Here is a 25,812-nt window from a genome sequence, read left to right on the forward strand (position 1 = left end):
TTTACTGATGCAAAGTTAACTGCTTAAATTTGATTTTGAATCCTGTTCCATGATTACGTTCTAGGGTAATGTTGCCTTCTAGCTGTTCTGTAACCAAGTCATATACTAATGACAGACCCAAAGAATCAGTATTTGTCCAATCTAAATTAGCTGGTAAACCAATTCCATTATCTTGGATAGTCATCTCGATACTATTATTGATATTGCGTAGAGCAATACTGATTGTACCTACTTGTTGATTCGGAAAAGCGTGCTTGAGAGCATTGGAGATTAATTCGTTAATAACCAATCCGCAGGCAATAGCTTGATCGACATTCAAATTCACTGAATCTATATCAGTTTCTAGAGTAATTCTATCAGGCCATATTTGATAGGAAATTAGCAGGCTTGCTGCTAAATTACTTATATAATCGGCAACATCAATCTGCCCAATATTAGCAGAAGTGTACAAATTTTTATGAATTAAAGATATTGACTCAATTCGGTTTTGACTTTCTCGAAGAACTTTGATGGCTTCAGGATCTTTGAGTGTTTGAGACTGAAGTTGTAATAAACTAGAGACAATTTGCAAATTATTTTTAACTCGATGATGAACTTCCTTTAAGAGAACTTCTTTTTCAGCTAAGGCATTTTTTAATTTGACTTGAGCTTTTTGTCTTTGAACAAGTTCAGTTTGAGCTTGCTCAAGGATGCTGGATTGTTGAATTGCGATCGCTAATTGGACTGTCACTTGATCGAGCAAATCTAATTGATTTTTTTCCCACTCACGGAAACCAGAGCATTGGTGAGCAATTAATAAACCCCAAAGGTGAGAGCCAGGGTTTTGAGAACTTACTTCTAGTAAAATGGGTACAACTAAATTTGCTTTGACTTCAAATTGTTCTAATAAGCGAATATGACAATCAGTTAGTCCAGCTTCATAAATATTAGCGATCGCTCGTTTGTTTACTTGGTAATACTCCGCTCCTTTGCCTGTTTGAAAACACGTATCATAAATCTCTACCCCCAAAGAAACTCTCCATCCAGGTTCTACTGACTCCGCCATGATTGTGCCGATCATTTCTGAGTCAAACTGATAAACTACTACTCGATCAACCCCAAGTAAATCTCGCACTTCTTGAACTGTTGCATTCAAAATATCTTGGAGATTCAAAGATTGACGAATTCGTTGAGCAACAGTTCGCATCAATTGCTCCCGTTCGGCTTGACCTTTTAGAGCCAGTTCAGTTCGCTTGCGCTCCGTTATATCTTGACCAATAGTGATAATTTGACCATTTGAAAGTTTAACGTTTGTCCAAGATGTATCTAGTAAATCACCATCCCGAACCTGAGTTCTGAAGTCAGCCCAATTGTGTTTTGCAGACTGCATAAAATTAATCACATCCTGTCGATATTCAGGATTAGGATACAATGCTTCCAAAACATCACCAGCTTGGAAGTCTTTAAATTTCCAGCCTAAAACACTTTCCCATTCTTGGTTTACCCACTGAAGTTTACCATTGGTATCAATAAGTGCAATCATCAATGGTATACTCTCAAAAATTATCCGCAAAAACTCATTTTGCTCTTGAAGTTTTCTTTCTATTCGTTTGTGTTCTGTAATGTCTCGGATATTAACTAACCGAGCATTATGATTGGCATAGTTTATTGTATGCGTGACAACTTCAACATCAATAGTCTGTCCGTCTTTTCGCTGATGTAGCCATTGTCCAGAAAAGTGCAAGTTAGTGTGATTTTTTCCTAAATATTCTCTGAAGACAGGTACATTTTCTGGAGGATAAATGTCAGTTATTCGCATTTGCAAAAATTCTTCTCGTGAGTAGCCGTAGTGGATAATAGCAGCTTCATTGACATCCAAGAATTGCAGATTATTCTGGTTATATATCCACATTGGGTTAGGATTTTGAGAGAACAGAAGTACTTCTAACTGTTGGCTTTCATTTTCAGGAAATAGCATTAGTGGTTGTGTGAAAAAATTTTGTAAAATACCAGATTTAATTGGCTTTAATCTCAAAATAAAATTAACAGAACTTACGTATTAAAAATCTGAAATCCAGATATCTATTGAGCCACGTCACTTGCTCTACTTGAGGAGACCCCAGACGTTCGCAGGCTCTCTAATGCTTTTAGTATCTCCCTATGGGAGAAGACCGCAGTAGTTCCCTTTTTTTTGATATAAACAAGATGAGTTTTAACACATTCTCTAAATATTAATTAAATGTTTCTAAAACTTGCAAATTAAAATCGTGGTTTTCCTAATGTTAGTAATGGGATATTAAATTAGCTAAATCAATGTTCAAATTAAAAAATAATTTGATTAAAAAGTTCTAAACCAAAAAAAATAACTATTTCTTCTGGATTGTGTAACATGAGCGCCATCGATTACAGGCGTTCATATTACACACTCCACAAAATTGGATAATGTACTTACTTATTGAAAATCCCTTAACCAAAGTTTTTACTCCACAACATTGTTAAAATATTTATGTTTTCTTGGAATAATTTATTCCATCTGAATAGGCACTTGAGGTTGCTTAAAGGTGATATAAAAATGCGCCTATAAAAGTGATGCAATCCAAAACTACAGGCTGTAGGGGCAATTTATGAATTACCCCTATGTAAATAAAGCGTAGCCTCACCTAGAATTAGTATGAGTTTCAAAAAAGTTCATATTCCCCATCAGTATTTTTATCAAATTATGGGCACTTTTTGCAACATAATTGATAGATGAGTTTATCCCAATTTTTTGTGAAACTGCACAAAATCAGTCAGTTTTGCTAAGACTTGGGCTTAAGACCCTTGTTATATCTAATTTAGATGTGTTTCAGGTAATTTGCGGTAGCCGGCGGTAAGCTTATGCACATCTACGTTTTATCTTGGGTGTCCCAATGTAGTGATATATAGAGCAGCTTCATCAGAGGGAATACCCAAAACTTCATTTACTTGGTCATCAAAGAATCCACCGATACCGCTAACGCCTACATTTAGGTGCATTGCGGCTAAATTCAGGCGCTGTCCCAAATGACCCGCATCCAGATGTAAATAACGGTAAACGCGATCGCCATATTGAGCGATCGCAGCTTTCAGATCGGCTGTATGGAATAATACTGCTGCTGCATCCCGCCCTAATTCTTGCCCCAAGCAGAGAAAATGTAACTCTCGCCGGAAATTTTTAAACCGAATTTGGCGTAATTCTTGGGCTTTGGGCGCGTAATAGTAGCAACCTGCTTCCAGTCCTTTAACTCCGCAAACAGCAATAAATGTTTCTATTAAATTCAAATCAAAGTAGTCTGGAGAAATATCTAAACTTTGGTCGATGTAATTTTGCGGTTGGTAAGTGAAATCGAGTAGACTTTTCAATTGATCGAAAGTTAAATCATCACCATTATAAGCGCGGGTAGAGCGTCGCTTATACATTGTATTTTCCAGTTCTGACAGCTTTTGTCCCCAGTCTATAGGTGTAGTGGTGGTGGGGATTTTCAAACAGAAAGGAAAGTTATATTTATCCTCTAAAGATTTTTCTTGTTTGATAACTGGTAGATTGAGATTGCCAGTTATACCTGATTGAATTTGGGTGTGTCGATGGAAATATGTCAGCAATTCACCATCGGGGATTTGGGGATAATTGGTTTCGGTGGCGGAAGGTAAAGCAGTACATCCCAATGGCAAATTTTGATTGACATCTAACAAGTCTGCCAGAGGTAAGACAGCGATCGCACCTTCTTGTTGCGGATCTATATAAAGCAGATCGTTTACCGATTCATCCACAAAGCCGCCGATTAAATGAGGACGAAAGTCAGTAATCGCTCCAGCCAATTCGATATTACCCAATAGATGTCCCGTATCTAGAAAAATCCGGCGATAAGCCCGATCTTCATAGCGCCAGGCAGAACGATAAAATACCGCAGTGACAATAATTGCTAATTGGGTGTTTTCTAAAGAAGGATGCCAGAAACAAGCTGCTTGAAGAGTTTGCCAAACATCACTTTCCCAATAATGCATCAGTGAATGAGTCCGACACTGGTAGTTATACAAACCAGGTGGCAATAACGACGTGCCACGGGAAACCACATACACCTCGGCAGGGTACAATCCGCCGGCACTGGGAGCAGCGCGTAAATATACCGCACTACCCATAGAAGGCATTCTCGCTGTCAATCCATAGCTGCGAAACAGCAACCGTGAAAGTCTTTGCCACCATTGAGCATCTGGGTTGTTAGCAAATCCCTCTGATTTTTCTTGGATATAGGGTTTGAGATCAATATTAGAGCCAATTTTGTACTCTTTGAAAGGCACTGGCTGTTTAGTCCAGTCTAACTGCTGACTTTTGGAGGCAAGAGTCTCAGGGTTGTATTTAGTCCGTTCGTGATAATGCTGGGCAATTGATTGGTGTAATTCTGGCATAGTACTTTTAATATCCTTGGGGCATTCTTTTTTTGATCTTGGCATTCATTAGCCTCATTGTTTCGTGTCAATTCGTACAATCCTCATAGTCACAAAGTGGTAATTGGTAACAACTGCATTGGGAATGGGGAATTGGGAATTGGGAATCTGGGCAAAAATAATGTAGAGACGTAGCACTGCTACGTCTCTACAAGGGTTCTGGATAACGCATATTTAATTTCTGGATATGTCTAATATTTTTCATAACCGCCGAATCGCAATTTCTAACCCTTCACAGACACCACTAAGAAAATCTAAATCTAAAGTAGCGATCGCATCACTAGGTTTGTGATAATGGGGATTTCGCAAAAATGCCGTATCTGTCACCATCATTGCTGGATAACCCAAATCCCAGAAAGGTGCATGATCGCTAAGTCTGGTTTGGGGAACTATTAAACCTCGATTCGGCACGGGTAGCCATTGACTAGCTACGCCAGCTTTGCGAATATTACGGCTCATCCCAATTAAGTCAGGCAATGTCCGCAAATTACCAATTAAAGCAATAAAATCACCTGTATCAGGATAGAAGCGTTCTAGAGGAGGGGGATAACTTTGAGAACCAGGCGTAGAATCCTTATAACCCAGCATTTCTAGGGAGATCATTAAGCGTAGCTGTTGCTTTTGTTGGTGCAACACAGCTGCATAATCAGCGCTACCTAGTAAGCCGTATTCTTCCATATCGAAAGCAACCAGCCTTAATGGATATCTTATAGGTTGGGTAGCAAACTTTCTCGCCAATTCCAGCAAAACTGCCACACCTGTGGCATTATCATCAGCCGCAGGTGTTCCCGGAACGCCATCATAATGAGCGCCAATTAAAATCGGTGGCAAATCTTTTTTTTGCCCTCTAGGTTGGGAGGGTAAATTTAATATCAAGTTCTTACAAGCTTTACCCCTGACTTCAAAGGTGTGGATTTCCACACTCCCCCATTGGGAAAATTCCTGGCGGATGTATTCTTGGACGAAAAAATGTCCAGCTGTTGCCATGTAAGGATCGCGTTCTCGCGCGATCGCACTCAGGGAAGTTTGTAATCGCTTTGTTAAATTCAAATGTTTAAAATAGCGGTAATATTAAGGTTTTCAGGCACTCAAAGAAGCAGAAATTTATTATTTCAAGTGCATTTAGCAACTTACAGATTCAGTGCATAGAAGTAACCGGATAACAAGAATTGAGGCTGCTTAGACACAGCAATCATCGTCAATGCTATCCTAGTCTTGCAACTATCTCCTCTAGCTGCACTTCTTAGCTCACTGCCTTAATGATGACTATTATACCATTGAGGTGTTTTCATCCCATAGCACAAAGCTAGAGGTAGTTCCGCCCAATCATAATAAATACATAAGACACTTTAGGAGAAGAGTAACGCATGGGCAAGGTAGTCGGCATCGACTTGGGTACAACCAACTCAGTAGTCGCCGTTATGGAGGGTGGCAAGCCGGTGGTGATTGCCAATGCAGAAGGAATGCGAACAACCCCCTCCGTAGTTGGCTTTAGCAAAGAAGGCGAAAGGGTAGTTGGGCAAATGGCACGCCGCCAAACCGTCCTCAATCCCCAAAATACCTTTTTTGCAGTGAAACGCTTCATTGGGCGCAAATATGCCGAACTTAGTCCAGATTCTAAGCGTGTACCCTACACCATCCGCAAAGATGAAGTAGGTAATATTAAAATTGCTTGTCCCCGTCTCAATAAAGATTTCGCCCCAGAAGAAATTTCGGCAATGGTGCTGAAGAAATTGGCAGACGATGCTAGTCGCTATTTGGGTGAACCAGTCACAGGGGCAGTGATTACAGTCCCCGCTTATTTTAACGATTCTCAACGGCAAGCAACCCGCGATGCTGGCAGAATTGCCGGTTTAGAGGTGTTGCGGATTCTCAATGAACCAACTGCTGCATCTTTAGCTTATGGATTAGATCGGGGTGACACGGAAACTATCTTAGTCTTCGACTTGGGTGGCGGTACTTTTGACGTGTCGATTTTAGAAGTGGGCGATGGGATATTTGAGGTCAAAGCTACCAGTGGAGATACGCAACTTGGTGGTAATGACTTTGACAAAGTAATCGTAGATTGGTTAGCAGAGCAATTTCTGGAAACTGAAGAAATAGACTTAAGACGCGATCGCCAAGCTTTGCAACGTCTGATGGAAGCTGCGGAAAAAGCCAAAATTGAGCTTTCTGCTGTCAGCGTTACTGATATTAACTTACCCTTCATCACCGCTACGGAAGATGGCCCCAAACATCTAGAAACTCGTTTAACTCGTTCCCAGTTTGAAGGTTTGTGTGGTGATTTGGTAGGGCGATTGCGGACACCAGTGAAACGCGCCCTCAAAGATGCCGGACTTTCACCTAGAGACATTGAAGAAGTTGTCTTAGTTGGTGGTTCTACACGGATGCCAATGGTGAAACAGCTAGTGCGGGACTTGATTGGTACAGAACCTAACGAAAACGTTAATCCCGATGAAGTAGTGGGAGTGGGTGCAGCAATTCAAGCCGGAATTCTTGCAGGCGAACTCAAAGATGTGCTGCTTTTGGATGTCACACCCCTTTCTTTGGGATTGGAAACCATCGGCGGCGTGATGAAAAAACTCATTCCCCGCAACACTACCATTCCAGTCCGCCGTTCTGACATTTTTTCCACGTCTGAAAATAACCAAAATACTGTGGAAATTCACGTAGTTCAGGGCGAACGGGAAATGGCAGGAAACAATAAGTCTTTAGGACGTTTCAAGCTGTATGGTATCCCGCCAGCGCCACGAGGAATTCCCCAAGTTCAGGTGTCATTTGATATCGATGCTAATGGTATTTTACAGGTAACAGCCTTAGATAGAACCACTGGGCGAGAGCAGAGTATCACCGTTCAAGGCGCTTCCACCTTGAACGAGTCAGAAGTGAATCGGATGATTCAAGATGCACAGAAATACGCCGATGTCGATCGCGAACGTAAAGAAAGGGTAGAAAAGCGGACTCGTTCTGAGGCATTAATTTTCCAAGCAGAACGGCAACTTAGAGAAGTTGCGCTTGAATTTGGTATGCAGTTTGCCCGCAGCCGTCGCCAAAGAATTGATAATATTTGCCGAGACTTAAAAGAAAGTCTGAAGGAAAATAGCGATCGCGGTATCGATCAAGCCTACGCCGATTTGCAAGATGCTCTCTATGAGCTAAATCGGGAAGTCCGTCAGACTTATGCTGAAGATGAAGATGACGATTTGTTAGGTACTATCCGTGACATTTTTACTGGCGGTGATAAGGATAAAGAACGCGAATTTCCTAGAGATACATATCGGGAACGCGATTCATTTGGTAAGGACTATGGCAGAGATTACGGTAAAGACTATGGCCGAGACAATAGCCGAGACTATGGCCGAGATAATAATAGCCGAGACAGTCGTTCTTCATCTTATGAAAGCCGTCCTCCACGCAAAGCCCGTCCCAGCTACCAAGATAACTGGGATGATGAAGATGACAATGATTGGTTGTAGTACTTTTAATAAAAGTTAGGAGTTAGGAGTGAGAAGTTTAAAATTAAATCTTTCAACTCCTAACTCATAATTCATAACTACTAAGTAATTTAAAATTTAAATAACTGAACTATGCAAAATTTGCCGAATTTCCGCGATTACTACGAAATTTTAGGAGTATCTAAAGACGCTTCTGGTGAGGAAATTAAAAAGGTTTATCGGCGGTTAGCAAGACAATATCACCCCGATCTAAATCCGGGTAACAAAGAATCTGAGGAAAAATTTAAGGATATCGGCGAGGCTTATGAAGTCCTTTCAGACTCAGCCAAGCGATCGCAATACGACCAGTTTAGCCGCTACTGGAAGCAAAAAGGCTTTGCAGGCAACAAACAAACGCCAAAGGCTAAAACTTGGCAAAGTGGCGCTAGCGATCGCAACGGTAATCAGGAAGTAGATCCAAGCCAATTCTCCGACTTTGAAAGCTTTATTAATCAAGTTATCGGTGTCAAAAATAAGAGTGGGGCCAGTAAGTCGTCTACTAATGGCAATACTAGCGATCCGTTTCGTTCCCCCAGAACAAAAGTTGCCTATACAGTTAACACTCCACCTCGGACAACGCGTCGAGATATAGAAGCCAGATTAACGCTACCACTGGAAAAAGCTTATCAAGGTGGTAATGAACGCATTCGTTTGGAAGATGGGCGATCGCTAGAAGTTAATATGCCACTAGGGATGGTAACAGGTCAAACCATCCGTTTGCGAAACCAAGGTGTTGGTGGTGGCGATCTATACTTAAAAATTACCGTTGAGCCTCATCCATTATTTAAGCTAGAAGGTTTAAATATTCTTTGCCAAGTACCAGTTACTCCCAGCGAAGCTGTTTTAGGAGGACAGGTAGAAGCACCAACTTTGGATGGCCCAGTGAAAATGACCATTCCTCCAGGAGTTAGGTCTGGTCAAAAATTCCGACTAGGGAATAAAGGCTACCCCGGCGATGACGGTAAACGTGGCGATCAATTAGTAGAAATTCAAATAGTTACACCGAAAAATATCAATCAAGAAGAACAGGAATTGTACGAAAAGTTACGGCAAATTGAAACTTTTAAACCCCGTGCTGATTTAATACGTTAATATTTGCAAAAAAAGCTGGAAGTGACTCGTCGTGATATTCAGTATACTCTCCACTATCGAGTTGCTTAATACCAATGTCAATCTGACTGCGTAATGCTTCTAACTTGAGTTTTTGCAGTTCTTCTTCAAGGCGCTGGAGTTCATCTATCATCTGTTGAAACGCTTGCGCTTCATGCACCACAACCTCAGCTTTTCCATTCACCGTTAGTACAATCGGAGACTTAGTGACCTTGATCCGTTCTAAGTAATCTTTGGCATTACGCTTAAAGTCGGTAAGAGTTTGAATATTTTCGAGATTAATTTTGATCTGCATCGCATCTAATTAAATGCTTTATTAAGATATCTTATCAAATGCTAGACCTGCTGTGTCTTCTGCAATTCACAAAGGATTTAAAATATAAAAAATATCTTTGAGCAAAGTGACTCAAACAGCCGTGAATCATAACGGGGCAATGCCACAAAGCAGTAAATCAACTTATTACTCCCTGCTAGGACTGCATCCCTCGGCATCAGTAATTGATATTCGTCGCGCTTATCGAGAACTGAGCAAACGCTATCATCCTGATACTACAGACTTGCCTACTGCGATCGCCACTTCCAAATTTCAGCAAATCAATGAAGCCTACGCCACCCTTAGCCATCCAGAACGGCGGTTAAGCTACGATTTAAAAATTGGCTATTCCCGATTTGGAGTGATTCAACCACCCCCTGACTTGAATCATCCCGTCTCGCGTTCTCATGACTGGTCAAAATCAGCTTACCTCGATCCTAGCGATCGCCCCTTATCATCTGGCGAAATTTTTGCTTTATTTATGCTGGTGTTAACATTTGTAGGTTGTTTGTTATTAGCAGTTGCCATTGGTCTAACTCGTGGTGATGCTGCTTTTCAAACCCGTTTGCTACAGTCAACTCCATCTGTACAACAGCAAATTAACCATATATCGCAACTAATTACCCTTATGGTAATTAAAAATTAAAAAATTTCCTAATCCAAAATCCCAAATTCCTATGCCTCTTCTTCCCTCAGATACGCCCTTATATAATCATCCCTTGCCACAAATTGAACAGTGGCTAAAAGACCAAGGCTGTAAACAAGACGAAACCCAGAGGCATTGCTGGCATGTGCAACGGCCTAGTTGGCAAGCTGAACTATGGCTCGACGTTGAGCAAATCGTAGTGCGATATGTCCAATCTGGGGAAAATGGACAAGATATCCAACGCTCGTTCAAATATTCTCTCAGTCGGGATGATGTAGAACAAGCTGTGTTTTCTGGGCCATAAGTGAAGTGCTGAGTTCAGTTCACGGTAAAAAGGTAGGGAAATTAAGCCGCAATCACGTTCAAAAAAGAATGAACACCCAGCAATCGGATGCCATAAGTTGCCATTACTGCCCTTAACTCATCATCAGCACGTAAATCATCATCCCCAGACACAATAATCTCTGCTTGACCATCAATAGCCGTAGCAAGTACAGCTAAATCTTTGGGATCTCGACAATTAGGTGGAACCGTTTCCAACTCAATCCATATTGCTCGGTACTGCAACTGCTGTTCAAGTTGAATAGCAATACTTGGATTAATCCGTTCTCTTAACCGGGGGCGATTCCAAACTAGATGCAGTTCTTCCATTAGGGGTTGACTCATCACCAACTGGAATTTGTCCTCATTAAATGCTTCCAATATGGGCAATGTAACTCGGCCTTTGAGCAAAATACGAATCCAAATGTTAGTGTCGATGACCACTCGAAACTTCATGTTTGGTGAGATTGCTGGCGCACAGCCTTAATTTCAGCCATGATATTTTCATCTGTAATATCATCAACCGGGGGTTGAGCATAAAGTTCTTGAATTAAAGCCCTCAAATCTGAACGTAAATCCACTAAAACCAACGCTCTGGCAACCTCTGCCCGTTCCTCTGGTTGCAACTGTTGCACAGCCGTAATGAGTTGTTCCAGGGTGATAGGAATCGATACCATATCAATAGCCATCATTGAGTTTATTAAATTGTAGTGCGATCGCCAATCTTGTAGCTTCGCTAACTCATCTTAGCGACTTAATAAACGTAATATTTTAAACTTTACCAAACCGCCGCTCCCGTTGCTGGTAGGCACACAAGGCGCGGTGAAACTCGGCCCGGTCAAAATCGGGCCAGAGAGCATCAGTGATGTAAATTTCTCCATAAGCCATTTGCCAGAGCAGGAAATTTGAGAGGCGCATTTCTCCACTGGTGCGAATTAACAAATCTGGGTCAGTAATTCCGGCTGTATACAAGTGGCTTTCAAACACTTGTTCATTAATTTCATCGGGTTGTAGCAGACCTTGCTGGACTTGTTTTGCGATCGCCTGACAAGCTTGTAAAATTTCCTGCCGTCCGCCATAATTAGTTGCCACTGAAAACCGGATACCGCGATTATCCTTGGTTTCTTCCATTGAACGGGATATTTCTTGCTGGAGCGATCGTGGCAGAGCCTGCAAATTTCCGACAAACTTAATTTGAACATTCTCTTCGACCATTTCCCGCAGTTCTTGGCGCAAAACTCTTTGAAACAGAGTCATCAAAAAATCCACTTCTTCCTGCGGTCTTTTCCAATTCTCCGTTGAAAAAGCATAAGCTGTCAGCGCCTGAATCCCCCAATCCTGACAACAACGGAGTAAATCCTTAAGAGCATCGACTCCTCGCTTATGACCCATAATTCGAGGTAGACCCTGACGTTTAGCCCATCGACCATTGCCATCCATAATCACCGCAACGTGCTGCGGCAATAGTTCTCGTTTTAAGTCAGTAGGCAAATCTTGCAGTTTAGTTTGTTGTGCTGTCATTTTTTATCTCGAGAAGCGGTCGATGGTAATCCGAGTAAACGTGAAACCAGTGCTAGTGTCTTCCCACCTATCCGACGAACAAAACTCAACAGACCAGGAGCAACAGCTTCCCTATCCACGGTTGGTGACAAAAGAGCCTCTAATGACTCTTTTAGTTTTTTAATCGTCAGTGGTCTATTTAGGGTTCCCCGTTCCGCTAAGGAAATGGAACCCGTTTCTTCAGATACAACGACACAAATGCAATTTTCGACCCGCTCAGTAATTCCCATTGCCGCCCGGTGGCGTGTTCCCAACTGGCGCGAGGCTGTGCGTCCCGAAAGTGGTAAAATTATACCCGATGATACGATCCGTGAGCCACGGATTAATGTCGCTCCATCGTGTAACAAAGTTTTCGGCTGAAAAATTGTCTGGATTAGTTCTTTAGAAACCTCCGCATTTAGCTTTACTCCTGGCACAGAAAAATCTCGCTCATCAATTGGCCCTGTGGTTTCCACAATTAGTAAAGCTCCAATCCGGTTTTTTGACAATTCTTTAACAGCCTCAACAATTTCATCAATTACACTATCAGATTTGGGGATTGCCAGCCGATCGGGTTGAAACAACTGGCGGAATTCGCCACGCCCCAATTGCTCCAAAAACCGCCGAAACTCTGACTGTAAAGCAACTGCCATCGCTACAGCACAACCAATCACCAACTTTTCTAGTACAAAACTTAAAAGAGGTAGTCCTAATCTGCCACTTAGTGCTGAGGCTAGCATTAAGATAATGAATCCCCGCACCATCCACAGTGTTCGGCGCTCACTAATAATAACTAGTATCATGTAAGTCAGCGCCAGCACTAACACAATATCCAGAGTCCCAAGCAGCAAGGACTGTGACCACCCCAGGTTTATCAGCCATTGCTTCCACCAATCTCTCATGACATCTGGATTACACTTTTGCCTCTAATTACAGTTAGTCATTTGTCATTTGTCATTTGTTATTAAACCGCGTCTACTGTGAAAACCGTAGTTTTTTGTAATGAGGCTAAAGTTCAAAACTCAAGCCACGACAGAATAATATACTCTCTTCAAAAACTCTAGGTTTCAAAATAGACGGGGTTTAGCTCCTAGCTAATGACCCTTACGGGTGACGCTCGTGCCTCTCTACGAGACGCTGCGCTAACGCTAGCGCTGCGCTAACGCCAGTCACTGATGGGGGAAACCCCCTTGGCGCTAGCCTCTCCCTTTGGGAGAAGACCGTGCTGGCTCACCAATGACCAAGGACAAATGACTAAATTTTCAGCCTTTCTGGTAGGCTATCTTGTCGAATTAAGTCTTGATAAGTTTCACGTTGCAAAATTAAATTCGCTTCGCCATTCGCCACCACAACTGCTGCCGGTCGGGGCAAGCGGTTGTAGTTAGATGCCATACTGTAATTGTACGCACCAGTTCCCATAACTACGAGAATATCTCCTGGTTCAGTCTTTGGGAGTAGTGCATTTTTAATCAGAATATCTCCTGATTCACAATGTTTACCAGCAATTGTGACTGTTTGAGTTAAAGGAGAAGACATTTTATTGGCAACTACTGCCCGATAAACTGATTGGTAAGTAATCGGGCGAGGATTATCGGACATTCCCCCATCGATCGCTACGTAGGTACGAATTTCTGGAATAACTTTGGATGAACCAATAGTATAAGCAGTGACGCAAGCTGTGGCAATTAGCGATCGCCCTGGTTCACTCAGTAATTTCGGCAAAGGCAGATTTTCGACCGCACAGGCTTCTTGGACAACTTCACAAATTGCCTTCACCCACTCTTCAATGCTGGGAGGATCGTCTGATTCTGTATACTTAATCCCCAAACCACCGCCAACATTTAACTCTGTAATATTTAAACCATACTTTCCGGCATCTCGTAGCCATTGCACCATGACAGCAGCTAAATCTTGATGCGGTTGGCGCTCAAAAATTTGGGAACCAATATGAGCGTGTACCCCTACGCAGTCAAGGGTGGGTTGTTGACTGACAAAGGTAAATACTTCATCTAAATCGTTGGGATCAAAGCCAAATTTGCTATCTAAGTGTCCCGTGCGGATATATTCGTGAGTATGGCATTCAATACCGGGAGTTAGCCGTAGCATGATACGTATAGGGAGAGGGGATGAGGTAACATTTTCTCCCCCTGCTCCCCTGTTCCCCTGCTCCCCTGCTATTTCCACAAGAGTACGCAACTCATACCAGTTATCCGCCACAATGGTGACACCAGACTCGATCGCTAAAATTAATTCTTCACGAGATTTATTATTTCCATGAAGGTAGATTTTCTCAGGACTAACACCTGCTTGCAAGGCGGTGTAAAGTTCGCCACCAGAAACTACATCGATTCCTAAACCCTCTGATGCCGCGATCGCACAAACTGCTAAACAATTCCAAGCTTTTGAGGCGTACAATACTTGAGATTCGCCCTTGTAGTACTGCTTGAAAGCATCTCGGTATTGCTGACAAGCTGAACGCAGGGTTTCTTCATCTAAAATATATAAAGGTGAACCAAATTGCTTAACTAGGGTTGTGACATCACATCCACCAATTTCTAGGGAGTCATGATTATGAACTCTAGCAGTTAGGGGTAAAAGTTCCTGATTAGGCGAGAGATTTGGGTTAGTGTCGCGCCTTTGAGGTAAATATTGACTTCCAGAATGTTGAACCCCAGTGGGGTGAGTCGATACCATAAATATAAAAGTTGTCCTTGTTCAAATTACGGGCTTTGAGTTCGTCTCCCGATTCCCAGTTTACAAAGGGTTTGTAATCTTATTCAATAAATGTGATCTCATTAGACTTAGAAATTAAATTACTGACACCAGATAATCTCAGTGCAATTCTGGAACTAGATCAAGCCTGTTTTGGCGGACTTTGGACAATGGAAGGCTACAAACGAGAATTGGATAGCCCCAACAGCGATTTACTCGGTTTATTTTCCCCATTCTCCAACGTTAGTTTGTTAGGAATGGGTTGCTTTTGGTCAATTTTAGAGGAAGCCCACATTACAATTTTGGCGGTTCATCCCCAATATCACCGTCAAGGTTTGGGTGCGGCTTTACTATATTCACTCCTTAAGACAGCTTGCGATCGCGGAATGGAGCGAGCTACCCTCGAAGTCCGAGCTTCCAACTTGGCGGCAATATCTTTATATCAAAAATTTGGCTTCAAAACAGCCGGACGGCGGCGGGGTTACTACCAAGATAACGGTGAGGATGCGCTAATCCTTTGGCTCCCCGATTTACAACACTCCAAATTTCAAACAACTTTAGACCAGTGGTATGCCACAATCAGCGATCGCCTTAGCAAATCCTCTTGGCATTTACTTTTTAAGTAGTTGGAATTAAAGGCTTGCGATCGCCTTCAGCAAAAAAAGCAACTTTGCTGCGCTTAATTAGATTTAAATATTCTATAGATAATGAACGAGCTATAAGTGAAATCTATATAAGCCTATTCTGCTTGATATTTACAAGTGTATGTGGTATATGTAGATGTTTGGGATTAAGTAAAAAACTCTCAATATAAGCAGTCAGCTATTTGTAATAAATCTCAAAAAGTCCCAAAAACGCTGGTGAACTAAAGCTCCTCAGTACACTAGCCGAATAAAAGCAGTCAATAGTTAACAATTAGCCCATCAACTAAAGTCATAGCTTCAGGATGTCTATAATCTGTTATACAGGCATCCAAAAGCTTTGCCTGTGCTAAAATCAGCATACCGGCACGACCGCAGGTGATGGGAAAAATGCCATGTTTGAACGCTTCACAGAAAAAGCCATTAAGGTAATCATGCTGGCCCAAGAAGAGGCCCGCCGTTTAGGTCACAACTTTGTCGGAACCGAGCAGATCCTCCTGGGTCTGATTGGCGAAGGCACTGGAGTGGCTGCCAAGGTGCTGAAATCGATGGGCGTCAATCTTAAAGATGCCCGAATTGAAGTTGAAAAAATTATAGGACGGGGATCAGGCTTTGTTGCCGTGGAAATTCCGTTTACGCCACGGGCAAAGCGAGTTCTAGAACTCTCCTTGGAAGAAGCACGCCAACTGGGGCATAACTACATTGGCACCGAGCATCTGCTGTTGGGCCTAATCCGCGAAGGGGAAGGTGTCGCAGCCAGGGTGCTAGAAAACCTCGGTGTGGATCTATCTAAGGTAAGAACCCAAGTCATCCGTATGTTGGGAGAAACTGCCGAAGTTTCACCAGGCGGCTCATCCGGGCGCACAAAAACCCCAACTCTGGATGAATTTGGCTCAAACCTGACCCAGATGGCGATAGACAATAAGCTCGATCCAGTGGTGGGACGCGCCAAGGAAATTGAGCGGGTGATCCAGATATTGGGTCGCCGAACCAAAAATAACCCAGTGCTGATTGGGGAACCAGGGGTTGGTAAAACTGCGATCGCTGAAGGTTTAGCTTCACGCATTGCCACCAAAGATGTCCCTGACATCCTGGAAGATAAACGCGTCGTCACGTTGGATATTGGTTTGCTCGTAGCAGGAACCAAGTACCGGGGTGAATTTGAAGAACGCTTGAAAAAAATCATGGATGAAATCCGCTCTGCGGGTAATGTCATTCTCGTGATTGATGAGGTACACACCTTAATTGGTGCAGGTGCAGCCGAAGGTGCTATTGACGCAGCGAATATCCTCAAACCAGCTTTGGCCAGAGGTGAGTTGCAGTGCATCGGAGCTACAACCTTAGATGAATACCGGAAGCACATCGAGCGAGATGCAGCGCTAGAGCGGCGTTTCCAACCAGTGATGGTTGGTGAACCTACAGTTGATGAAACAATTGAAATTTTATATGGTCTGCGCGAACGCTACGAGCAACACCATAAACTGAAAATCTCCGACGAAGCATTAGTGGCGGCGGCGAAGTTATCAGACCGTTACATTAGCGATCGCTTCCTCCCAGATAAAGCCATCGACTTAGTTGATGAAGCTGGTTCTAGAGTGCGCTTGATTAACTCCCAACTGCCACCCGCAGCCAAAGAGTTAGACAAAGAACTGCGTCAGATATTAAAAGAAAAAGATGATGCAGTGCGCTCTCAAGACTTTGACAAAGCTGGAGAACTGCGCGATCGCGAAATGGAAATCAAAGCCGAAATCCGAGCGATCGCTCAAAGCAAGACCAATGCAACTGGTACAGAAGGTGAAGAACCTGTAGTTACAGAAGAAGACATTGCCCACATTGTCGCTTCTTGGACTGGGGTACCGGTGAACAAACTCACCGAATCTGAATCTGAAAAGCTGCTGCACATGGAAGATACCTTGCATCAGCGTTTAATTGGTCAAGATGAAGCTGTGAAAGCAGTTTCACGGGCAATTCGTCGCGCTCGTGTCGGTTTGAAGAATCCCAATCGACCCATAGCTAGCTTTGTCTTCTCTGGGCCTACTGGTGTGGGTAAAACCGAGTTGGCGAAATCCTTAGCTGCTTACTTCTTCGGTTCCGAAGAAGCGATGATCCGCTTAGATATGTCCGAATACATGGAGCGTCACACCGTCAGCAAGCTGATTGGTTCCCCTCCAGGTTATGTTGGCTATAACGAAGGTGGTCAGCTGACTGAAGCCGTGCGGCGGCGACCTTACACCGTGGTGTTGTTCGACGAAATCGAAAAAGCGCACCCCGATGTCTTCAACATGCTGTTGCAAATTTTGGAAGACGGTCGGTTAACTGATGCCAAAGGTCGCACGGTAGACTTCAAGAACACCTTGCTGATTTTAACTTCCAATATTGGTTCTAAGGTAATTGAAAAAGGCGGTAGCGGTATCGGCTTTGAATTCTCCGAAGATGCCAGCGAGTCAACTTACAACCGGATTCGCTCTTTAGTCAACGAAGAACTCAAGCAGTACTTCCGTCCAGAGTTCCTCAACCGACTCGATGAAATTATCGTCTTCCGTCAGTTGAACAAGCCGGAAGTGACCCAAATCGCCGAAATTATGCTCAAGGAAGTATTTGGTCGTCTGACGGAAAAGGGTATCACCTTAGAAGTCACAGACCGCTTCAAGGATCGTTTGATCCAAGAAGGTTACAGTCCCAGCTACGGTGCAAGGCCATTACGTCGGGCAATTATGCGCCTGTTAGAAGATAGCCTAGCAGAAGAAATTCTGTCTGGTCGTATCAAAGATGGCGATACAGCCCTTGTTGATGTGGATGAAAATGGCATTGTCCAAGTTAGTTCTCAACAGCGTCGGGAATTGTTACCCCAAGGTGTTGAGTAAGATTTAGGGTTTGGGATTTAAATCTCAAATAAAAAATTAGAAAACGGTAGAGCAATAAATACTCTACCGTTTTTTATTCACTAAATATTCATTAACTACTTCAAATTTGGATCTAGTAGCATTTGGTCTGCGGTAGTATATTGTTCACTATTATCGAGGGTGGATTGGTAACAATTGAATAGTTTTAGCTTTCCTGATCCAATTTTGATAGTTATTTAGAAGTTATGAAATTGAATTGGGAGATTTCTGTAGATGAAGTGAGGCGATTAAAATTGCATTGGTGCTTAATTGTAAAAATTGCTTAATTCATCAGATAAAAACAGAAAATTTCTGTTATTTTACCTTTTTCAACAGAAAAATTTAAACCTCCAGGGCTGGGTTCTTCAACTATATAATTTAAATTGGTAACTTTACCATCTTGAGATATTTCAGTTTTTCCATAGGTTCTAATCACTTTTGATTGTCTGTCACCTACTTTTAGTCCATCTATGGTCGAATATTTAGAACTAGTTGCTTTAATTTGATAAACAGTAAAGTTACCTGGTTTAGCACCTTCATCTAAATCAAGTGTGATGCCTGCATATTTAAGAGTACGAATTTTACCAATAGCAGGTATAAAACCATTTTCTACTTTTACAGGTTTACCTAAAATTTTTCTGACTTGTGTCTCGGACATAGAAAGTTTTACTCCACCTATTCCTAGACGTTCAATAGTTATTCCTGTTGATTGATTATTAGTATTCTGAGAAATTTGATAGTAAGTAGTGGTAGCAGTTACTTGATTATGGGTGTAACTAGTCAAGGGAACAACAAAAGTAGCGATGCCTACGGCGGGCTGCGCCAACGCCAACAAAACTTCTCTTAACATAATTGCATACTCGACTATCCAAGACTAAGATAATACTCAAACAAAACCATCCTACCTGACCTAATCGTGCTGCTAAAACCGCCGCTAAAAGTAGTGGTACAGCGATCACTTCTGGGTGAAAATCAAATAGATTGGCGTTAAACACCAACGGATACAGCAGATATACAAATGCGATCGCTATTGCTTAGTTTTCTTTCAGTCCAGCTTGGCGGGCTAGATACCAAGTCGGCAAAGCGCCTAATGCCAAAGCAAATGCCTGCACAGCAAATAACCAGTAAACACTAGGGTAGATTTTATAGAGTAAAGCTAAGGGATAGAATATCCAAGCAGCATGATCGCCGAGAATATGAAAACCCATGAAAGAACTAATAGGCGGTTGCCCTTGACTAATTAAATAAATTGCCTGGTCAAAAATCCCCAAATCAAAAGCAGTTGATTGAAACAACTCGTGTCGTAAGCTGCTGCACCCAAACAAAATTAAGGCACTCACGCCAATTATCCAACCGAGATAACCAAGCTGATTCAGTTTTTTTCTCATGCCATCAAAAAAGTATTCATCGTGAGTATTTTAGATACATAATTAGCAATATTATTCACTACCCTAATCAGCCTTAAATGTATCGCCCAAATATTGTAAAGCTATTCACAAAAAGAACTATAATTTTCGCACCAAAAAAATGGTTATTTAGCTTGCTAGTAATATCTCTAGTTCTATGGCTAATATTTTTGGGAAATTCCCCTTTACGAGACTGGGATGAAGGCACTTACGCTCTAGTCGCCAGAGAAATTTACCGGACTGGTAACTGGCTTTATCCCACCCTTCAGGGAGAACCATTTTTATTAAAACCGCCTTTGATGCAATGGTTAATTGCTTTGTGCTACCAACTAGGAGGAGTGCAAGAGTTAACCACACGCTTACCTGGTGCGATTTTAACTGCCTTGGGTGTGCCTTTGCTTTATTTAGTGGGGTGTTTGGCTTTTAAACAAAATTTACCTGCTCTATTTGCTGCTTTAGTTTACTTGACAATGTTGCCTGTGGTGCGTCATGGACGACTGGCAATGTTAGATGGGATGACTATTTCTTTTTTCTTATTGTTGTTATTTTGTCTTTTAAAGGCACGTCAGAATCGAAAATATGCTCTAGGCGTGGGATTTTGTCTAGGGTTAATTATTCTGACTAAGGGAACGATAGTTTTATTATTGGGGGCGATCGCCTGTTTATTCTTACTTGCAGATCGACAATTAGCTTTGTTGAAAAGCCCCTATTTATGGATAGGAATTTTATTAGGAAATGCTCCTGCGATCGCTTGGTATCTTGCTCAATGGCAACATTATGGTAATACTTTTTTAGAGGTGCATTTTCAAGCACAAGCTTTTGACCGCCTTACACAAACTGTTGAAGGTAATAGCGGGCCTGTTTGGTACTATTTATTAGAATTACTCAAATATGGTTTTCCCTGGCTGTTATTTTTACCTGGAGGGCTTTATCTAGCTTGGAAAAAACGTTATGAAACTTGGGGTTCTCTAGTTCTTTTGGTCATAATTATTTACTTAGGAACTATTTCTTTTATGAGAACTAAGCTTCCGTGGTATGTCATGCCTGTATATCCATTCTTAGCCTTGGCAATTGGTGCTAATTTGAGCGAAGTTTGGCAGAATCGTCATTTTCGAGTGCGAAGCTGGACAATATTTTTGGGTATTATTTCTATTGCTGGTTTCGGAGGTTGTGTTTACTTTTTTATTAAGAAACAGCCTATTTTGATAGTCATGAGCATTGTTTTGATAATAAGTATGGGCATCGCAGCATGGCTAGTTAAACAGCGCGATCGCAACTTTATTCCAGTGTTATTTACAGGCATGTATTTAGTGTTAACCCTGTTGGTAAGTTCGCAATCATGGATTTGGGAATTGAATGAAGCTTTTCCAGTCAAGCCAGTAGCAGCATTAATTCGGGCAAATGTTTCACCAGGAACACAAATTTACACCTCTTTTGCTTATGGCCGTCCCAGTTTAGATTTTTATAGCGATTGCAAGGTAACTGCTACAACTGTGCCACTTCTACAAAAAATGTTATCAAATAAATCTTATTTGCTGTTAGATAATGGGGCTTTACAGCAAATAAATTTAACTGGTAGTAAAATTCTAGGAGCAACTAACGAATTTACACTAATTATTAAAAATTAATTATACCAAAAGCTACAGATACCCGACTTTTGAAATCAGTCAGGTATCTTATTTATCGATAAAACACTAATAAATAATATTAATCAAATTAAGCTACCCAAAGATCGCGGGCAAATCGAATAGAGAATGTCAACATTAGTATTCCAAAAAAGTACATGATTGGGTATCCCCAACGAGGATAACGGGCAAGTAATAATCCAAATGCCATTGACAGCGATACAATACCATAAGCGTAGCGTTCGGCCGAGGCTGTAATTCCAGTGTTTAAAATTAAAGCCAAGGAAGAAAACCCATAGACAACAGTAACAAGGGGAATTTTAGCGCGTGATAACCATAGTAAATATATCCCACCAAAAACTAGTGGGATTTTTAGTAATTCATCTCCTGCCAATAACCACAACAATAGCCATAAAAAACATATTCCATTGCGGAATTTAACCATCCCCAGATGTAAACGAAAGCGCCATAATAAACAGGCACTACCAATAATTATTAACAATAATAACGGATGCAAAGGGTCTTTAATATAGCCAGCTTTAAAATTAGTGAAACCTATCGTAATTTGCATCAGCATCTGCCACCAACCCTGCCAAGCAAATCCTGCTGCATCACCACGCCACGCTTTTTGTGCATGGATGAAGGCCAAAGCATCGCCAAATTTAATTTGACAATAAAGGCTATACAGAGATATACCCAAACCAACACTTAAACTGGCAATATAGGCTTTTATCCCTCTACGTTCTTTCCAAGAAACAAACAGAAAAGCTGGTATAAGAGCAACTCCAGGTAATCGTGTGGCTGTAGATAATGCTCCCCAAAATCCTGCCCAAATATATTGCTTTTTATCAAAAGCTCGTAATGCAGATGTGGTACATAACAAAAATAGACCTTCAGTGTAAATTACGGTTCCATAAAGAGAATAGGGACACCATACTAAAGTAGCTGTTACCCATCGTGCTGTCCTTGTGCCGTAATGCTCATGTACCCAACGATAAAGTATTATTAAGGTAGCTAAAAAAGCCGAATTATTAACTAATATAGCTGCTACTTTAGGAGAAAAGCCAATCAACATAACTATACGACTTAATAAAGGAAATAAAGGAAAAAATGCAACCGTGTGTATTTCCTTTACGTCACTAGAGAAATCATAACCATAAGTCATAATTTTCTCATACCAAACACTATCCCAAGCATAAAAAACATCCCAACTAAACGTAGCAGCAACGCTATTAGATGGGGCTGGAAATAATGGAGCAATCAGTAACATTGCGATAGCTATTAGAAGCCTACTAGATAGCCACATTACTATGACAAAAAATAAGCCATCCGGCAAAAATTTTTTCTCTATATTCATTTCTTTTAAATAGATACATTAACTTTTTATTGATGCGTTAGAAAAATTCAGCTTTGAATTTTGGATAAATCATGTCACAATTTCGTACAACAAACCAGAGTGTAAAACCTAAAGGTATAGAAAAGAACTGTATATATATAGGAGTTCCCAAATAGCCAAAAAATGAGGACATTTGCACTACGATAGCTACCCAACGATATTGAGGAAAGTAAAAGGCAAAGATCAGAGAAAATATATCGGTAGGATAGAAATATCTGTCGTGCATCTTGGGTAAGATATATGGCATAAAGAAAACTGATATTGTCGCTAAGTGTATCAGCCTGTCTTGAGTAATTTCTAGTCTACTTTTATAAACAATGTATGCAAATAAAAATATTGCAGATATAGTTAAGGCTAAACCTATAGGAACAACAATATTATAAAAATTACTGGGAATCCATTGATAAATATTAGGTGCATTTTTAGTGAGTTCTTTATATTTATTAGCTTGGTTAAAGTATATTAGCAGCAATTCTGACATTGGTCTGCCTGCAAACCAAGCTGGCAATATTAAAACTACATATACTAATGTAATCAATGGTAAATAATACCAATAAATTCTTTTTTTAAGTAACATTATTAATAATAAAGGTGCTAAAAACATAGCTTGGAACTTAAAAGAAAGTGCTATGCCAAAGCTAATTAATGCTAAAACTTGTTTCTGAAGAGATAAAAAATAAATACAGGCAATCAATCCTGTTGTATAGATAACATCACATTGTCCCCAGATGGCACTATTACAAATAACACTTGGACTTAATATAACTGCCAAAAAAGCAAAGATTGGTATTTTCCCTTCTGGGTATTTTAGTTTGACAATTTTGTAAGTAAAAAAGGCACAAAGAAAATCAACAGTTATAGCAAAAAGCTTGATTGCGAAGATTTTAGGCAATCCAGACAGCAGGGTGGCAGAGATTAAAATCCAGTAGAGGTAAGGGGGTGTGTAATCGGCAAAACTATATTTTAGAGCGCTGAAGCCGCCATGAGATGCAATGAAATCATACCAAGGCTCTAAAAAATATTTATAATCAAGCGATTTACTCGGAACAAAAACTAATCGAATTACCACTGCTAAGATAATGCCAATAGTAAAGTATCTATTAACCTGGGATGGGAAAGAGTTTAACAGCCTATTGAACTGATGTTTCACCAATTTTAATAATGTATTGCCGGAAGTTTTCGTTATAAATTGTATCAGTCAAGTTGGCGGTGTCGAAATATTCAATCAAGAGGAAGCGATTAGAAATCGCGGTTACACAAAATTTTCTCGATCTCGTGGGGTTAAAACTCTTGATTTTTCATGGTTTTTGTGTGTTAGGGAATTATGTTCGCCCCATCCTACGATCCTTCGTTTGTTATTTGAACAGTGGATTGGCTAGATTGCGCTAGATAGATACCCACTAAAACTACGGCGAAAGTCGCCCAGTCAAACAAACCTACTTGTTCTGAAAAAATGAACCAAGCAAAAATGGAAGCCAAGACTGGTTCGAGGAGAAGTGTGACGGCGACGACGCTAGAAGAGATTCTGCTGAGGCTATAAGCTAAAAGTCCCTGACCCAATACTTGGCAGAAGAGGGCTTGGAAAATGATGAAAAACCAACCCGTCCAGGAATAGGGTAACAATCGATCTTCGAGGAATGGGAGTACTGGTAGTAGAAACATCGTTGTCACTCCACAGCGCCACAGCATGATAGTTGCGGTGCTAAACCGGGTTCGGAGTCGTTCTATCAGCAGCATACACGTAGCCATGAAAATGGCAGTTAACAATGCTAAGGTATCACCCAGTATTTGGTCAGTTGCAAATTGCACCTTATTGAGTTCAAATGCGATCGCACCCGCCAAGGCTATGACCAGTCCAATCACGAATCTGTTATCGAAGCGCCGACCGAATAACACATACCCAGCCAAAGCAACAAATAAGGAGTTCAAATTAGAGAGTAAAGCAACATTAGCAACACTCGTTTGACTCAGCGACCAAGCCCACAAAAGAAGGTAGGTTCCAGCAGAGGTTCCCATTGCCAACAATAGCCACACTTCTTGACTGGTAAAAGGCTCATTTTCTATAGGTTCATTCTCAGACTTTTGGCTGCGGAAAGCTTCAAGTAAATTCCACAGGGCAAAGACAATTGTGGCGATCCAACTGCGATGAAATACTACAGCATTTGCACCAATTTCTTGTTGACATAATTTAGTCAGAGATGGTGCTAAAGATATAGGAATTAGGGCAAATAATAATGATGCAGTTCCTAATAAAGCTGGTGTTTCAGAGAATTGTTGCTTTAGTAATGACAGTTTGCTCGTCATACTTTTAACGAAAGTGTTAACTATATTTGTGACTAATTTCTGGATCGGGAAATTAACAACACCTTGGCTAGATACGGCTAAGTATAAACCCATTAAAACTACAGCGAAACCTACCCAATTTGAGAAAGTCAATTTTTCCGAAAATATGATCAGAGCGAAAATGCCGCTAAATACTGGCTCTAAAAGATGCACCAATGAAACAACCACAGAGGAAAACTTGGCAAGGCAATAGGTCAAAAGCCCATGACCTAAAACTTGGCAGATCAACGCTAGGGAAATGACCCAAAGCCACCCACTGGTTGTAGAAGGAAAAAGCTGATCTTGAGTAAACAAAAGTATGGGTAAGATGACTAGGGCACTAATCGCACTGATCCACAACTGGATTGTGGCTGGAGAAAATTTAGTTCGTAATTTTTCTACGATTAGCAGATATACACTCAAGAAAATTGCAGAAACGATCGCAGCAAAGCCCCCTTGAACTTCGTCTGTGGCGATTTGCAACTCCTCAAATTCTATAGCGATCGCTCCCCCAAGGGCGATGACCATCCCAATCAGGAATTGGCTCTCAAAACTCTTACGATATAACAGCCACACCCCTAAGCTAGTAAATATGGGGGCGAGATTATGTAAAACACTAGAAATCGCAACGCTAGTTTCAGTCAAAGACCAAGCCAAAGAGACTAAAGTGCCAGCCCAAAATATCCCAGCACTTCCCAATAGCCAGAGATCCTGGCTAGTGTAGGATTGCTGTTCTTCAGGTTTGTCTAAGGAAAGTCGCTGACGTATAGCCTTGTATCCGTTCCAGAGCAAGAAGAACACACTAGCAAGCCACAAGCGATTAAATACAGTGGCATTGGGGCTGAGTTGAGTTTCGCTCAATTTCACGAAAATAGAGCCAAAAGATATAGCACCTACACCAATAAATAATGCAGCTAGGGCTATCTTCCTTTGATTGGATACATTCATTAGGAAATTTAAAT

20 protein-coding genes and 1 pseudogene are annotated in these 25,812 nt (G+C 41.3%); 7 read left to right on the forward strand and 14 right to left on the reverse strand.

What is annotated here, in order from left to right:
- Nucleotide 1: 1 nt before the first annotated feature.
- The 3 genes from GJB62_RS10345 to GJB62_RS10355 all read right to left on the reverse strand — a co-directional run bounded on the left by GJB62_RS10345 (nt 2) and on the right by GJB62_RS10355 (nt 5,493).
- A complete protein-coding gene (locus GJB62_RS10345; RefSeq protein WP_114083830.1) occupies nt 2-1,957 on the reverse strand; it encodes a PAS domain S-box protein in 1,956 nt (651 codons plus the stop codon).
- Nucleotides 1,958-2,871: 914 nt separating this feature from the next.
- A complete protein-coding gene (locus GJB62_RS10350) occupies nt 2,872-4,404 on the reverse strand; it encodes a SagB/ThcOx family dehydrogenase (protein ID WP_114083822.1) in 1,533 nt (510 codons plus the stop codon).
- A 240-nt stretch (nt 4,405-4,644) separates the two neighbouring features.
- Nucleotides 4,645-5,493 (reverse strand): M28 family peptidase, encoded by an 849-nt coding sequence (locus GJB62_RS10355; RefSeq protein WP_114083821.1) that lies wholly within the window; start codon nt 5,491-5,493, stop codon nt 4,645-4,647.
- Nucleotides 5,494-5,810: 317 nt separating this feature from the next.
- Here GJB62_RS10355 and dnaK point away from each other — a divergent pair, with 317 nt between their 5' ends.
- Together dnaK and GJB62_RS10365 are read left to right on the forward strand one after the other, a co-directional pair.
- Complete coding sequence (gene dnaK, locus GJB62_RS10360) at nt 5,811-7,919, forward strand: molecular chaperone DnaK (protein WP_114083820.1); 2,109 nt, start codon at nt 5,811-5,813, stop codon at nt 7,917-7,919.
- A 111-nt stretch (nt 7,920-8,030) separates the two neighbouring features.
- Entirely contained in the window at nt 8,031-9,029 is a 999-nt protein-coding gene (locus GJB62_RS10365) for a J domain-containing protein (RefSeq protein ID WP_114083819.1), read from the forward strand.
- Here GJB62_RS10365 and GJB62_RS10370 read toward each other — a convergent pair.
- The gene (locus GJB62_RS10370) at nt 9,001-9,342 is read right to left on the reverse strand and encodes a type II toxin-antitoxin system Phd/YefM family antitoxin (protein WP_114083818.1); all 342 of its coding nucleotides are present in this window, start codon (nt 9,340-9,342) and stop codon (nt 9,001-9,003) included. The genes GJB62_RS10365 and GJB62_RS10370 overlap by 29 nt on opposite strands.
- Before the next feature lie 139 nt (nt 9,343-9,481).
- Between GJB62_RS10370 and GJB62_RS10375 the strand changes: the two genes are divergently transcribed.
- Together GJB62_RS10375 and GJB62_RS10380 are read left to right on the forward strand one after the other, a co-directional pair.
- A complete protein-coding gene (locus tag GJB62_RS10375) occupies nt 9,482-10,006 on the forward strand; it encodes a J domain-containing protein (protein ID WP_114083817.1) in 525 nt (174 codons plus the stop codon).
- A 31-nt stretch (nt 10,007-10,037) separates the two neighbouring features.
- Nucleotides 10,038-10,310, forward strand: a complete 273-nt coding sequence (locus tag GJB62_RS10380) for a DUF3143 domain-containing protein (RefSeq protein ID WP_012412225.1) — start codon at nt 10,038-10,040, stop codon at nt 10,308-10,310.
- 41 nt (nt 10,311-10,351) lie between these two features.
- On the opposite strand, the gene GJB62_RS10385 is transcribed toward GJB62_RS10380, so the two are convergent.
- The 5 genes from GJB62_RS10385 to lysA all read right to left on the reverse strand — a co-directional run bounded on the left by GJB62_RS10385 (nt 10,352) and on the right by lysA (nt 14,560).
- Nucleotides 10,352-10,771, reverse strand: a complete 420-nt coding sequence (locus GJB62_RS10385; RefSeq protein WP_245246134.1) for a putative toxin-antitoxin system toxin component, PIN family — start codon at nt 10,769-10,771, stop codon at nt 10,352-10,354.
- A gap of 8 nt (nt 10,772-10,779) precedes the next feature.
- On the reverse strand, nt 10,780-11,019 hold the full coding sequence (locus tag GJB62_RS10390) for a hypothetical protein (RefSeq protein ID WP_012412223.1): 240 nt from the start codon (nt 11,017-11,019) through the stop codon (nt 10,780-10,782).
- 79 nt (nt 11,020-11,098) lie between these two features.
- Entirely contained in the window at nt 11,099-11,848 is a 750-nt protein-coding gene (locus tag GJB62_RS10395) for an isoprenyl transferase (RefSeq protein ID WP_012412222.1), read from the reverse strand.
- The gene (cdaA, locus tag GJB62_RS10400) at nt 11,845-12,768 is read right to left on the reverse strand and encodes a diadenylate cyclase CdaA (protein ID WP_114083815.1); all 924 of its coding nucleotides are present in this window, start codon (nt 12,766-12,768) and stop codon (nt 11,845-11,847) included. Before cdaA ends, GJB62_RS10395 begins: the two co-directional genes overlap by 4 nt.
- Before the next feature lie 352 nt (nt 12,769-13,120).
- The gene (lysA, locus tag GJB62_RS10405) at nt 13,121-14,560 is read right to left on the reverse strand and encodes a diaminopimelate decarboxylase (protein WP_114083814.1); all 1,440 of its coding nucleotides are present in this window, start codon (nt 14,558-14,560) and stop codon (nt 13,121-13,123) included.
- 92 nt (nt 14,561-14,652) lie between these two features.
- Here lysA and rimI point away from each other — a divergent pair, with 92 nt between their 5' ends.
- Both rimI and GJB62_RS10415 read left to right on the forward strand, forming a co-directional pair.
- Complete coding sequence (rimI, locus tag GJB62_RS10410; RefSeq protein ID WP_114083813.1) at nt 14,653-15,204, forward strand: ribosomal protein S18-alanine N-acetyltransferase; 552 nt, start codon at nt 14,653-14,655, stop codon at nt 15,202-15,204.
- A 410-nt stretch (nt 15,205-15,614) separates the two neighbouring features.
- Nucleotides 15,615-18,083 (forward strand): ATP-dependent Clp protease ATP-binding subunit, encoded by a 2,469-nt coding sequence (locus GJB62_RS10415; protein ID WP_069071487.1) that lies wholly within the window; start codon nt 15,615-15,617, stop codon nt 18,081-18,083.
- 301 nt (nt 18,084-18,384) lie between these two features.
- On the opposite strand, the gene GJB62_RS10420 is transcribed toward GJB62_RS10415, so the two are convergent.
- Together GJB62_RS10420 and GJB62_RS10425 are read right to left on the reverse strand one after the other, a co-directional pair.
- Nucleotides 18,385-18,951 carry a hypothetical protein gene (locus GJB62_RS10420; RefSeq protein WP_114083812.1) on the reverse strand — a complete coding sequence of 189 codons (567 nt, stop codon included), beginning with the start codon at nt 18,949-18,951 and terminating at the stop codon, nt 18,385-18,387.
- Between the two features lie 7 nt (nt 18,952-18,958).
- Nucleotides 18,959-19,489 (reverse strand): annotated as a pseudogene (locus GJB62_RS10425) (DUF2079 domain-containing protein); the annotation flags it as partial.
- Between the two features lie 77 nt (nt 19,490-19,566).
- Between GJB62_RS10425 and GJB62_RS10430 the strand changes: the two are divergent.
- Nucleotides 19,567-21,135 (forward strand): glycosyltransferase family 39 protein, encoded by a 1,569-nt coding sequence (locus GJB62_RS10430; RefSeq protein WP_114083811.1) that lies wholly within the window; start codon nt 19,567-19,569, stop codon nt 21,133-21,135.
- Between the two features lie 88 nt (nt 21,136-21,223).
- Here the strand turns inward: GJB62_RS10430 and GJB62_RS10435 are convergent, their stop codons facing one another.
- From GJB62_RS10435 to GJB62_RS36965, 3 genes are all read right to left on the reverse strand, one after another.
- A complete protein-coding gene (locus GJB62_RS10435; RefSeq protein WP_114083810.1) occupies nt 21,224-22,489 on the reverse strand; it encodes a glycosyltransferase family 39 protein in 1,266 nt (421 codons plus the stop codon).
- 37 nt (nt 22,490-22,526) lie between these two features.
- Nucleotides 22,527-23,597 carry a hypothetical protein gene (locus tag GJB62_RS10440; RefSeq protein WP_245246135.1) on the reverse strand — a complete coding sequence of 357 codons (1,071 nt, stop codon included), beginning with the start codon at nt 23,595-23,597 and terminating at the stop codon, nt 22,527-22,529.
- 269 nt (nt 23,598-23,866) lie between these two features.
- A complete protein-coding gene (locus tag GJB62_RS36965; protein ID WP_209271490.1) occupies nt 23,867-25,798 on the reverse strand; it encodes an EamA family transporter in 1,932 nt (643 codons plus the stop codon).
- Nucleotides 25,799-25,812: the final 14 nt, after the last annotated feature.

The sequence above is a fragment of the Nostoc sp. ATCC 53789 genome (assembly GCF_009873495.1).
GTDB lineage: Bacteria > Cyanobacteriota > Cyanobacteriia > Cyanobacteriales > Nostocaceae > Nostoc > Nostoc muscorum_A.

Excerpts from the sequence above, each read along its gene's own strand:
- GJB62_RS10375 (WP_114083817.1), top strand. The coding sequence starts at position 9,482 with ATGCCACAAAGCAGTAAATCAACTTATTACTCCCTGCTAGGACTGCAT.
- GJB62_RS10380 (WP_012412225.1), top strand. The coding sequence starts at position 10,038 with ATGCCTCTTCTTCCCTCAGATACGCCCTTATATAATCATCCCTTGCCA.
- GJB62_RS10370 (WP_114083818.1), bottom strand. The coding sequence starts at position 9,342 with ATGCAGATCAAAATTAATCTCGAAAATATTCAAACTCTTACCGACTTT.
- cdaA (WP_114083815.1), bottom strand. The coding sequence starts at position 12,768 with ATGAGAGATTGGTGGAAGCAATGGCTGATAAACCTGGGGTGGTCACAG.
- GJB62_RS10365 (WP_114083819.1), top strand. The coding sequence starts at position 8,031 with ATGCAAAATTTGCCGAATTTCCGCGATTACTACGAAATTTTAGGAGTA.
- GJB62_RS10350 (WP_114083822.1), bottom strand. The coding sequence starts at position 4,404 with ATGCCAGAATTACACCAATCAATTGCCCAGCATTATCACGAACGGACT.
- GJB62_RS10345 (WP_114083830.1), bottom strand. The coding sequence starts at position 1,957 with ATGCTATTTCCTGAAAATGAAAGCCAACAGTTAGAAGTACTTCTGTTC.
- GJB62_RS10395 (WP_012412222.1), bottom strand. The coding sequence starts at position 11,848 with ATGACAGCACAACAAACTAAACTGCAAGATTTGCCTACTGACTTAAAA.
- dnaK (WP_114083820.1), top strand. The coding sequence starts at position 5,811 with ATGGGCAAGGTAGTCGGCATCGACTTGGGTACAACCAACTCAGTAGTC.
- GJB62_RS10420 (WP_114083812.1), bottom strand. The coding sequence starts at position 18,951 with ATGTTAAGAGAAGTTTTGTTGGCGTTGGCGCAGCCCGCCGTAGGCATC.
- GJB62_RS10390 (WP_012412223.1), bottom strand. The coding sequence starts at position 11,019 with ATGATGGCTATTGATATGGTATCGATTCCTATCACCCTGGAACAACTC.
- GJB62_RS10415 (WP_069071487.1), top strand. The coding sequence starts at position 15,615 with ATGTTTGAACGCTTCACAGAAAAAGCCATTAAGGTAATCATGCTGGCC.
- lysA (WP_114083814.1), bottom strand. The coding sequence starts at position 14,560 with ATGGTATCGACTCACCCCACTGGGGTTCAACATTCTGGAAGTCAATAT.
- GJB62_RS10435 (WP_114083810.1), bottom strand. The coding sequence starts at position 22,489 with ATGAATATAGAGAAAAAATTTTTGCCGGATGGCTTATTTTTTGTCATA.
- GJB62_RS36965 (WP_209271490.1), bottom strand. The coding sequence starts at position 25,798 with ATGAATGTATCCAATCAAAGGAAGATAGCCCTAGCTGCATTATTTATT.
- GJB62_RS10430 (WP_114083811.1), top strand. The coding sequence starts at position 19,567 with ATGTATCGCCCAAATATTGTAAAGCTATTCACAAAAAGAACTATAATT.